Below are 11,628 nucleotides of genomic sequence, written 5' to 3'. Positions count from 1 at the left end.
ACATCATATTGATGCTATAAACTTGATTGTCTGCCTATTCTAATTTTTTGAAATTATTCTTTCTTCTGATTATAAAATCAGTCAGTGTATAACCAGAACAAAAAACAATAACAAAAGAAAAACTGATGATTATTATCTTAACCATCAGTTAACTATACCATAGTTTAAATTGTGATAAAAGTTATATAAACCTAATATCACTAGGATTTAAAGAGTCAAACAACTGTTGAATTGTAACTTCATCTTTACTCAAGAATCCTAAGCGATTCATGCTATTATTGCGTTCATTAAATGCATTCACTTCTAATAAATGCTGATCTCCACTTTTCTCATTCATGATTAATTCTTGGATGTTTGAAGGAAGATGATGCGCATTTCGTATAATGACTTTTTTAGAAGCATTTATTTTTTCATTTTTATAGGTATTGATTTCAATAATTTGGTTAATAATAAGTTGAAGTTGCTGATTCCGTTTCTCAAATTTACCTATCACGATAAACATTTCTTCATTAGAAATAGAAGTTTCATATCTTTTGAATTTATCCGGGAATATCACACCGTCCATTAGCGTCATCCCATCATTAAGTGTTACAAATGCCATGTTTTGACCGTTCTTAGTTCTAATTTGCTTAATTGTATCAAATTGGACAAGTATTGGTTGAAAGTTTTGAGCGTTACTTAATTTATAAATGCCTAGATATTGTTTCTTTTCAAATTCTTTTTCAACCGGGTGTTTAGAAATATAAAAGCCCAGATATTCTTTTTCATAATTACTCAACAATTTATCTGGTAACTCTTCTTTGTCCTCATAGACTTGTTTTGGCGTTAAAATATCGAAAAGCATATCATCTTGTTCTACATCTGATGTAGTGTCCAAAACTTGATCGATAGCTTGTAATAAAGTAGCACGATTCTTATCAAAATTGTCAAAAGCACCAACAAGTATTAAAGCTTCTAATAATTTTCTAGTCTTAACCCGCTTTGGAATCCTACGTGCAAAATCAAAAAAGTCTTTAAACTTTCCATTATTATATCTCTCATCGACAATCAGTTTAACACTTTGATAGCCCACACCTTTAATCGTTCCTAACGACAAATATATTCCTTGTGAAGTCGCTTTATAGAACCAATGACTCTCATTAATATTAGGTGGGAGAATATTAATTTTTTGATGTTTAGCCTCATCAATCATATTGGCTGTTTTCTTCTCACTACCAATGACATTGCTCAAAATATTAGCGTAAAAATAATTAGGATAATACACTTTTAGATAACTCATAATATAAGCAATTTTAGAGTAGCTTACTGCATGCGCTCTAGGGAAACCATAATCAGCAAACTTGAGTATTAAATCAAAGATTTGTTTACTCATTTGTTCATCATAGCCGTTGTCTTTCGCACCGTTGACAAAGTGCTGACGTTCACTTTCTAACACTGCACGATTTTTCTTACTCATCGCTCTTCTAAGAATATCCGCTTCACCATAACTAAAGTTAGCGAATTTGCTCGCAATTTGCATTATTTGTTCTTGATAGATAATGACGCCGTAGGTGTTTTTTAAAATGGGTTCTAAATCAGGATGCAAATATTCAACTTTAGATGGATCGTGTCGACGTGTGATATATGTAGGTATTTCTTCCATAGGACCTGGTCGATAAAGTGATGTGACCGCTACGATATCTTCAAAATGTTCTGGTTGTAATCTCTTTAATACACTACGTACCCCATCAGATTCTAGTTGGAATATACCAGTCGTATCGCCTTGAGATAATAACTTGAATACTTTTCTATCATCAAAAGGAATGGTTTCAACATCTATATCAATGTTTAAGTCTTTCTTCACTTGCGTCACAATTTGATGGATGATCGATAAGTTACGTAATCCTAAGAAGTCTATCTTTAATAAACCTATGCGTTCTGCCTCTGTCATTGTCCACTGAGTCAGTAAACCCGTATCACCTAACGTCAACGGTGCAAATTTATATAGCGGTTGATCATTAATAATAATACCCGCCGCATGCGTTGACGTATGTCTTGGAAGTCCTTCAAGCTTCTTGCTCATATCAAACCAAAGTTCATTTCTGTGATTTCGATGAACAAACGCTTTAAAATTGTCTTGCTGATAAGCCTCATCAAGCGTAATCCCCAATTTATGAGGTATTAACTTTGAAATTTCATTTAATGTAGTTTCATCAAAGCCCATAATTCTTCCAACGTCACGACCGACAGCTCTTGCTAATAAGTGCCCGAAAGTCACTATTCCTGACACATGAAGTTCTCCATATTTATTTTGAACATACTGAATCACTTTCTCGCGTCTTGTATCTTCAAAGTCAATGTCAATATCGGGCATCGTAACCCTTTCAGGATTTAAAAATCTCTCGAAAAGTAAGTTGAATTTGATCGGATCAATCGTTGTAATCCCTAGCAAATAACTTACCAGTGAACCAGCGGAAGAGCCACGGCCTGGACCAACCATTACATCATGTGTTTTAGCATAATGGATTAAATCACTAACGATAAGGAAATAATCTTCGAAGCCCATATTCGTAATAATTTCATATTCGTGCTTAAGCCGTTCTAAATATTGATCATTATGTAAATTCCACTCATTTAATTTATCTATTAATACCGACCATAAATAGTCTTTTGCAACTTCACCATTAGGCGTGACAAATTGCGGTAATAATGATTGATGATAAACGAGTTTCGCCTGACATAAATCAACGATTGTTTGCGTATTTTTTATTACTTCTTCGTCTATATCATCTAAAATATTTTTAAGTTCATTTTGATCAGGAAAATGCTCACCAAAATCTTTACTTTCATTAATTAAATCTAATTTAGAATTATCTCTAATTGCCTGTAAAGCAGATATCGTATCTGCATCTTCTCTATTTAAATATCTTGCCGATTGTAACCATACCTTTTTTCTATCAATAATATCGTCACTCGTATGATTCATGTAAACGTGAGTATGATCATTGAATGCTTCTAAAATTTGTAAGTGCGTCGATTCTACATCTTTAAAAATGATAATTAAATTGTCATCATAACGTTTTAACCATTCTAAAGGAACTTCTTCCTTTTCTTTCATTTTAATGGCAGATGAAAGTTGATAGAGTGCTTTGAGTCCCTCATTATTCTGTGCGAGTACTACTGTTTCAACTTTATATAGACCATCCGTTAATATTAAAGTCATTCCGAAAATGGGATGAATATCAGCAGCAATGCAGGCATCGTAAAATTTGGGAAAACCATACAAAACATGGGTATCTGTAATTGCAAGCGCAGTATAGCCTTCATTTTTAGCTTTATTGATTACATCTTCAATTCTCAGACTGGCGTTCAATAAATCATAAGCAGTATGAATATTTAAATGCGCAACCATGTTTGTATCCTCCTTTTAGATATATCTTTTTAAAGTTTTTGACGCAATGCATCGGCTAAACGGTCGAACTCTTCCCAACTATAAACTGATACGCCTGATGCATTTGGATGGCCTCCACCTCCAAAATCGTTTGCGACATCATTGATAATCATTGTACCTTTTGAACGAATGCGACATCTAATTTCTTCACCTTCATCCACACCGAACATCCAAATCTTCAAACCTTGAATGTCAGCAATTGTATTCACAAATTGTGATGCTTCATTCGGTTGAATCTGATATTTTTCTAGAATATCTCTCGTAATTTTCACCTGACAGTATCCTTCATCATCTAATTCAAAGTTTTGTAAGATGTAACCTTGAAACGGTAATAATTTAGGATCTTTTTCAGACATTTTATTTAATTCAGCATTGGGGTCAAACGGAAAAGCAATTAATTTACCAGCGACTTCCATCGTGTGTTGAGTTGTATTATTAAATAAGAAACGACCAGTATCTCCTACAATTCCTAGATATAAAACACGTGCTACACTTTCATCAATGATACGTTCATCATTAAAATGAGTAATAAAATCATAAATAATTTCACTTGTTGAAGAAGCTTCTGTATTTACATAATTAATGTCTCCGTATTGATCAACTGCCGGATGATGATCTATTTTTAGAACCTTCGTTCCAGTGTGATAGCGTTGGTCATCTACACGTGGCGCATTTGCTGTATCACAAACAATGACAAGCGCATCTTCGTAAACATCATCTGATATCTCATCAAATGTACCTATAAAATCTAATGAAGGTTCATTGTTACCAACGGCATAAATATTTTTATCTGGATATTTTATTTTTAAATAATATTTAAGTCCCAACTGTGACCCGTATGCATCAGGATCAGGTCTCACATGTCTATGAATAATGATTGTGTCTGCTTGTTCAACCTCATGCATGATATCGTTCATAATTTTTTCCATTCTGAATACTCCCTTAAAACTAAATTTTACTTATTAAAAACCTTCGAACATCTGGCATATCACTAAAGCGTTGGCAACTTTCTCATTATTATTAAACATGGTTACTTCTAATTTCGCGAAATTTCTACCAACATCTAGCATTTCGTAATAGACTTCAATGGATGATTCAATAGGCACTGTTTTGATATAAACAATGTTTAAGTTTTCTATCATTACATTACCCTTTTTATATTTTCTCATCTCATGTCGAATTGTTTCTTCAATAATGCCTACAAATACGGCTTTACTTAATGTGCCGTAATGATTTGTGACTAAAGGCGATACTTCAACACTGATGTTATTCGAATTAATGGTAATATGTTTTGCTATCTGATCGTTAATCGTTTCACCTATTTGTGGTTGTCTTCCTAAAAGTTGCATTGATTTCAACACATCTTGTCTGTTGATGACACCTACAGCTTTTTTATTATTATTGGTTACCGGTAATAACTCAATACCTTCCCAAATCATCATATGTGCACAACTCGCAACAGTGTTTGTCAGTTTGACGCTTAAAGGATTTCGAGTCATTATCTTACCTAATTCATCATCCTCGTTCATATTTATAATTTCTCTACTCGTTACAATACCTACAAGTTTAAAATCTTTATTTACAATAGGAAATCTTGTATGACCTGTTTCGTTAGCTAATTTTTTATAGTCATTAATTTTCATATAATCAAATAATACGGATAGTTCGTTTATAGGTTTTACAATATCCTCGACAACAAGTATTTCTTTACGAATCTTTTGGTTATACATTGCTCTATTGATAATGTTTGCGACTAAAAATGTATCATAACTTGATGAAATAATGGGCAATTCATGCTCATTCGCATAATCGATGACAAATTTCGATGGGTGAAAGCCTCCAGTAATGAGGATAGCTGTTCCTCTTTTTAATGCCTCTATTTGAACATCTTCACGGTTACCCACTATTAATAAAGTGTGTTTCTCTATATATTTTAAAATATCTTGAAGTTTCATAGCGCCTATCGCAAATTTAGAAACTGTTTTTCCAAGTCCTTTTTTACCCGCTAAAATTTGACCTTCCACTATGTTCGCAATTTCATTAAAAGTTAAATTATCTATATTGTCTCGATTACGTTTTTCTATCCTTACTGTACCGACACGATCAATAGTTGCTACAATTCCTAATTGTCCTGCATCCTTAATCGCTCTGTAAGCAGTTCCTTCTGATACATCTAATACCTTTGCTATTTTTCTAACTGAAATTTTAGAACCTATAGATAAAGATTCAATATAATTTAAAATTTGCTCGTGTTTCGTCATCCCATTACCTCTTATTTCTATAGAACAGTCTTTGTTATATTATAACTTTTAACTCGAAAAAAATCATTGAACAACCTCGCTCATCGTTGATCGTTTTCTCACTTACCAAAAATATTCCGTTTAAAATTGATTTTGTAAAGAAAATGTGAATATAAATGGAAATTCCATTAAAACTCTATTAAAATATAAGTGAGGAGGGATGTAGTTATGTATAAACATATTTTACTAGGCGTAGACACTCAATTAAAAAATGAAAAAGCATTAAAAGAAGTGTCAAATTTAGCTGGGAAAGATACAGTTGTAACTATTTTAAATGCCATTAATGAGCAAGATGCTCAAGCTTCTATCAAAGCAGGAGTCCACTTAGATAAGTTAACTGAAGAAAGAAGTAAACGTTTAGAAAAAACAAGAAAAGCATTAGAAGATTACGGAATTAATTACGATCAAATTATTGTTAGAGGAAATCCTAAAGAAGAATTATTAAAATACGCTAACAGTGGAAAATATGACATCGTTGTATTAAGTAACCGTAAAGCTGAAGACAAGAAGAAATTTGTACTTGGTAGCGTCAGCCACAAAGTAGCTAAACGTGCTACAATCCCTGTATTAATTGTTAAATAATCATTTAAAGAAATCCCGATTTTTAAACGGCTTAATTTAAAAATCGGGATTTTTCTATATGTTATATTTACTAATTTACTATTCCAAATTAAAATTCTACAGATTGACCTGGTTCAAGGATTTGTACTTCCCCTACATTTACTGCATCTTTAAACTGTTGAGGATCTTGTTCAATTAATGGGAACGTATTGTAGTGAATAGGTACACTAATTTTCGGTTTAATAAATTCATTGATTGCATAACTTGCATCATCAATTCCCATCGTAAAGTTGTCACCGATAGGTACAAAACATACATCCACTGGATGACGTTCAGCAATTAATTTCATATCACTAAATAATCCAGTATCTCCTGTATGGTAAATTGTTTTACCTTCTGCTTCAACAACAATTCCCATTGGCATACCTAGATAAACCGGAATACCATCTTCATGAGTAAAGCTTGAACTGTGGAATGCTTGCACAAATTTTACAGTACCAAAGTCAAATTCAGCTTTACCGCCGATATTCATACCATGCACATTTTCAACACCATGATAAGTTGATAGATAACCTTGCAATTCTGCTGAACCTATCACTACCGCGTGATTTCGATTGGCTAGCTCTACAACATCACCAAAGTGATCAGCGTGTCCATGCGTTAAAATAATATAATCTACATCTAATGTTTGTTCATCTAAATCACATTTATCATTACCAGAAATAAATGGATCGACGATAACCTTTTTACCGTTTCCCTCGAAATAAATTGTTGATTGACCATGAAATGATAATTTCATTTATATAGCCCTCCTCAAATGTTCTCTGTCATCAGTATACCCTAGCTACCATTGTTTATAACACTGTTTCTGAAAATGCTTTAACAGAAAGTGATAGTACCTCAATTTTTGAAAAGGATAACGAATTAGAATAAAATTAAACTAAACTAATACAATGGAGGATGTTTGATATGACTAAAACAGAAGAAATCAGAAAAGTCTTACAACAACAAAATGCCGATGCAGCTTGGATTACTACCCCACTTAACGTATATTACTTTACTGGATATCGTAGTGAACCACATGAACGTTTATTCGCATTACTCGTCCAAGCAAACGGTGAAGATGTCTTATTTTGTCCGAAAATGGAGGTTGAAGAAGTCAAAGTTTCACCTTTCGACGGGAAAATCATTGGTTATTTAGATACTGAAAACCCATTCGACTTATATCCGAAAACATTTACGACATTACTTATCGAAAGTGAACATTTAACTGTTAAACGTCAACGTGAATTGTCTCAAGCATTCGATGTTCAAGTCTATAGTGACCTTGACCAATCAATTAAAGATTTAAGAAACATTAAATCTCAAGAAGAAATTGAAAAAATTAAAAAAGCTGCGGAGCTCGCAGACAAATGTATAGAAATTGGCGTGTCTTATCTTAATGAAGGCGTTGAGGAACGCGAAGTCGTTAATCACATTGAAAATGAAATCAAAAAGTACGGCGTAAATGAAATGAGTTTCGACACAATGGTATTATTTGGAGACCATGCAGCTTCTCCTCACGGCACTCCTGGAGACAGAAAGCTTCAAAATAATGAATATGTGCTATTTGATTTAGGCGTAGTTTATGAACATTATTGTAGTGATATGACACGAACAGTAAAATTTGGAAACCCTAGTCAAGAAGCTAAAAATATCTATAACGTTGTATTAAAAGCTGAACAATCTGCAATAGAAGCAATCAAACCTGGAGTGACAATAAAAAATATCGATAAAATCGCTAGAGATATTATTAGCAATGCAGGTTACGGAGAATATTTCCCGCATAGACTAGGTCACGGGTTAGGATTAGAAGAACATGAATATCAAGACGTTTCAAGTGTAAACGAAAATACATTAGAAGCGGGCATGGTGATTACAATTGAACCTGGAATTTATGTACCCGGAATCGCAGGCGTACGTATCGAAGATGACATATTAGTTACTGAAAATGGCTACGAAATACTTACACATTATGAAAAATAAAAAGCTCGGCTGATTTTAATAATCAGCCGAGTTTATCTATCTTAAACTATTTATTAAGTGCATCTTCCACTGAAGTATATTCTAAATTAAATGCTTCAGCTACACCTTTATTTGTAACATGACCTTTATACGTATTTAAACCTAAAGAAAGTGCATGATTAGATTTGAAAGCTTCTCGATATCCTTTGTTAGCTAAGATTTGTGCAAACGGTAAAGTTGCATTATTTAAAGCTAATGTTGAAGTACGTGGAACTGCACCAGGCATATTCGCGACCGCATAATGTACAACGCCATGTTTTGTATATGTTGGATCATCATGAGTTGTGATTTTATCTGTTGTTTCGAAAATACCACCTTGGTCAATAGCGATATCTACAATCACAGAGCCACTTCTCATTTGCTTAATCATATCTTCAGTAACTAAGCTTGGTGCTTTAGCCCCTGGAATTAATACTGCACCGATAACTAAATCACTTTGTTTAACGTACATTTCTATATTTAGTGGATTGGACATAATCGTATGCACTCTTCCATTAAATAAGTCATCAAGTTCTTGTAAACGTTTAGGATTAACGTCAAGAATCGTAACATCTGCACCTAATCCTAAAGCAATTTTAGCAGCATTCGTACCTGCTTGACCCCCACCAATGATAGTGACTTTTCCTTTAGGAACACCAGGTACACCGCCTAGTAAAATACCCATACCGCCGTTAACTTTTTGTAAGAATTCAGCGCCAATTTGAGCTGACATTCTACCAGCAACTTCACTCATTGGTGATAATAGCGGTAATGATTTGTCAGGTAATTGAACCGTTTCATAAGCAATACCAATTACTTTATTATCTACTAAAGCTTGTGTTAATTTCTCTTCATTAGCTAAATGTAAATATGTGAAAAGAATTAACCCTTCTTTAAAGAATTGATATTCTGATTCTAATGGTTCTTTAACTTTGACTACCATATCAACATCCCAAATTTTAGATTGTTCTGATACAATCTCAGCACCAGCTTCTTTGTAGTCAACATCTTCAAAATATGAACCTAGTCCTGCGTTAGTTTCTACTAAAACTGTATGTCCTTGTTCGACGAGTGCATGTACACCACTTGGTGATAAACTCACTCTATTTTCGTTATTTTTTATCTCCTTAGGAATACCAATTTTCATTCCATCCACCTCCTATTACATCCTAACGCGAAAGCAATGAAAGCGCAATCAGAAAAAATACACAAAATTGTAATTATTAATAATTAAATATTCTGTAAATTGTGTTAAAATAAGGATAAGAAAGATGAAGGGGGCACTAGCGATGATTACTTATAAAAACATTTTAATCGCAGTCGATGGTTCACATGAAGCAGAATGGGCTTTTAATAAAGCTGTAGGAGTTGCTAAACGTAACGATGCTAAGTTGACAATTGTTAATGTCATCGATTCAAGAACTTACTCTTCTTATGAAGTCTATGATGCTCAGTTTACTGAGAAATCTAAACATTTCTCTGAAGAATTACTCAAAGGTTATAAAGAAGTGGCTTCAAACGCAGGTGTTAAAAATGTAGAAACACGCCTAGAATTTGGTTCACCAAAAGCAATTATACCTAAGAAATTAGCTCATGAAGTGGGTGCAGATTTAATTATGAGTGGTACGTCAGGATTAAATGCTGTAGAACGTTTTATTGTAGGTTCAGTTTCTGAAGCAATTGTACGTCATGCGCCATGTGATGTATTAGTCGTACGTACTGAAGAAATTCCTGAAGATTTCCAACCACAAGTTGCTACACCTAAACTACGCGAAAGATATCAAGATTAAGATTAAATATATTTCTTATTTTTATAAGAGTCAGTTAATAACTGGCTCTTATTATTTTTGAAAGACAATCTATTCAAAGCTGATCCATCATAGAAGATAACTATCGAACAATTTCCTCTATTTCAATCCTCTATTCAAAGCCATTTCCATTTATTAAATCATTGATTCACTTCTTAATATTAAAAACCGCATAATCTCCCCTATGAGGAAACGATGCGGTTCATTTTACATGCTTCTAAATTTTAAGCATCTTGTGCTTCAGTATTTTCATTTACTGTTTCATTTGACTCGTCTTTAAGACCACCATATTTAATCACATCTCGTGAAATCATAACTTCTTCATCTGTTGGCACGACAAGTACTTTAACAGGTGAGTGTGGATAGTTAATATAACCTTCCTCGCCATGTAAGCTTTCATTCTTCTTAGGATCCCAATAAACACCCATAAACTCTAAGCCTTCTAACACTTTGCCACGAATAATATGAGAGTTTTCTCCAATTCCAGCTGTAAATACAATCACATCTACGCCTTGCATTCTAGCTGCATATGAGCCAATATATTTATGAATTTTAGATGCAAACAAATCTAATGCGACACGTGCACGTTGACGACCATGTTTAGCTTCTTCTGTTAAATCACGTAAATCACTTGACGTACCTGTTAAACCAAGTAATCCCGACTCTTTATTTAAAATATTTAAAACTTCATCAGCTGTTTTGCCAGTCTTTTCCATAATAAAAGGAATTAATGCAGGGTCTAAATCACCTGAACGTGTACCCATCGTCACACCTGCTAGCGGTGTGAATCCCATAGAAGTATCAATGGACTCGCCACCATCAATCGCTGCAATTGAAGCACCATTACCAATATGGCATGAAATAATTCTCAAATCTTCTATTGGTTTACCTAAGATATCAGCTGCTCTTCTAGAGACATATTTATGACTTGTACCATGGAATCCATATTTACGAATACCATAATCTTCATAATAATGATATGGCAAGCTGTATAAATATGCTTGTTCAGGCATTGTTTGGTGGAATGAAGTATCGAATACTGCCACATGTGGAATGTTAGGCAATAATTTTTTAAATGCTCTAATCCCAATAAGATTCGCAGGATTATGTAGCGGTGCTAACTCACTTAATTCTTCAATTTGAGATTCTACTTCATCAGTTACAACGACTGATTTAGGGAATTTCTCCCCTCCATGTACAACTCGGTGACCTGTACCTTCAATCTCATTAATATCTTCAATCATGTTATGTTCTTTAAAGCTTTCTAACATAATATTAACTGCTTGTTCATGATCATTTATATCTCTAACATCAGTAAGCTTTTCCCCTTCAACAACAATCGTGAAAATAGAATCGCTTAAACCAATACGTTCAATAACGCCTTTGGTTACTAACTTTTCTTCCGGCATTCTAATTAACTGGAATTTCAAAGATGAACTACCAGCATTTACCGCCAAAATTAATTTTGACATAGGTCATTGTCCTC

9 protein-coding genes are annotated in these 11,628 nt (G+C 33.6%); 3 read left to right on the top strand and 6 right to left on the bottom strand.

The window, feature by feature from the left end:
• Positions 1-181 precede the first annotated feature (181 nt).
• From CD155_RS02050 to CD155_RS02040, 3 genes are read right to left on the bottom strand one after another with little or no spacing between them, the layout of a single operon-like run.
• Complete coding sequence (locus CD155_RS02050) at positions 182-3,391, bottom strand: DNA polymerase III subunit alpha (protein WP_103212376.1); 3,210 nt, start codon at positions 3,389-3,391, stop codon at positions 182-184.
• Between the two features lie 29 nt (positions 3,392-3,420).
• Complete coding sequence (locus CD155_RS02045; protein ID WP_103212375.1) at positions 3,421-4,359, bottom strand: DHH family phosphoesterase; 939 nt, start codon at positions 4,357-4,359, stop codon at positions 3,421-3,423.
• 33 nt (positions 4,360-4,392) lie between these two features.
• Entirely contained in the window at positions 4,393-5,691 is a 1,299-nt protein-coding gene (locus CD155_RS02040; RefSeq protein ID WP_070830893.1) for a DRTGG domain-containing protein, read from the bottom strand.
• 207 nt (positions 5,692-5,898) lie between these two features.
• Between CD155_RS02040 and CD155_RS02035 the strand changes: the two genes are divergently transcribed.
• Complete coding sequence (locus CD155_RS02035; protein ID WP_103212374.1) at positions 5,899-6,312, top strand: universal stress protein; 414 nt, start codon at positions 5,899-5,901, stop codon at positions 6,310-6,312.
• A gap of 88 nt (positions 6,313-6,400) precedes the next feature.
• Here CD155_RS02035 and CD155_RS02030 read toward each other — a convergent pair whose 3' ends face one another.
• Positions 6,401-7,090: a metal-dependent hydrolase gene (locus CD155_RS02030; protein WP_002443366.1), complete on the bottom strand. Its 690-nt coding sequence runs from the start codon at positions 7,088-7,090 to the stop codon at positions 6,401-6,403.
• Between the two features lie 170 nt (positions 7,091-7,260).
• Here CD155_RS02030 and CD155_RS02025 point away from each other — a divergent pair, with 170 nt between their 5' ends.
• Positions 7,261-8,316, top strand: coding sequence for a M24 family metallopeptidase (locus CD155_RS02025; RefSeq protein WP_103212373.1), 1,056 nt, complete (start codon positions 7,261-7,263; stop codon positions 8,314-8,316).
• A 46-nt stretch (positions 8,317-8,362) separates the two neighbouring features.
• Here the strand turns inward: CD155_RS02025 and ald are convergent, their stop codons facing one another.
• The gene (gene ald, locus CD155_RS02020) at positions 8,363-9,481 is read right to left on the bottom strand and encodes an alanine dehydrogenase (protein ID WP_037541508.1); all 1,119 of its coding nucleotides are present in this window, start codon (positions 9,479-9,481) and stop codon (positions 8,363-8,365) included.
• A 142-nt stretch (positions 9,482-9,623) separates the two neighbouring features.
• Between ald and CD155_RS02015 the strand changes: the two genes are divergently transcribed.
• Positions 9,624-10,124, top strand: a complete 501-nt coding sequence (locus tag CD155_RS02015) for a universal stress protein (RefSeq protein WP_037541509.1) — start codon at positions 9,624-9,626, stop codon at positions 10,122-10,124.
• Positions 10,125-10,366: 242 nt separating this feature from the next.
• Here the strand turns inward: CD155_RS02015 and CD155_RS02010 are convergent, their stop codons facing one another.
• On the bottom strand, positions 10,367-11,614 hold the full coding sequence (locus CD155_RS02010; protein WP_070830888.1) for an acetate kinase: 1,248 nt from the start codon (positions 11,612-11,614) through the stop codon (positions 10,367-10,369).
• Positions 11,615-11,628: the final 14 nt, after the last annotated feature.

This window comes from Staphylococcus caprae (assembly GCF_002902725.1).
Classification (GTDB): Bacteria; Bacillota; Bacilli; order Staphylococcales; family Staphylococcaceae; genus Staphylococcus; species Staphylococcus caprae.
This window is presented reverse-complemented; position numbering and strand designations above follow the sequence as displayed.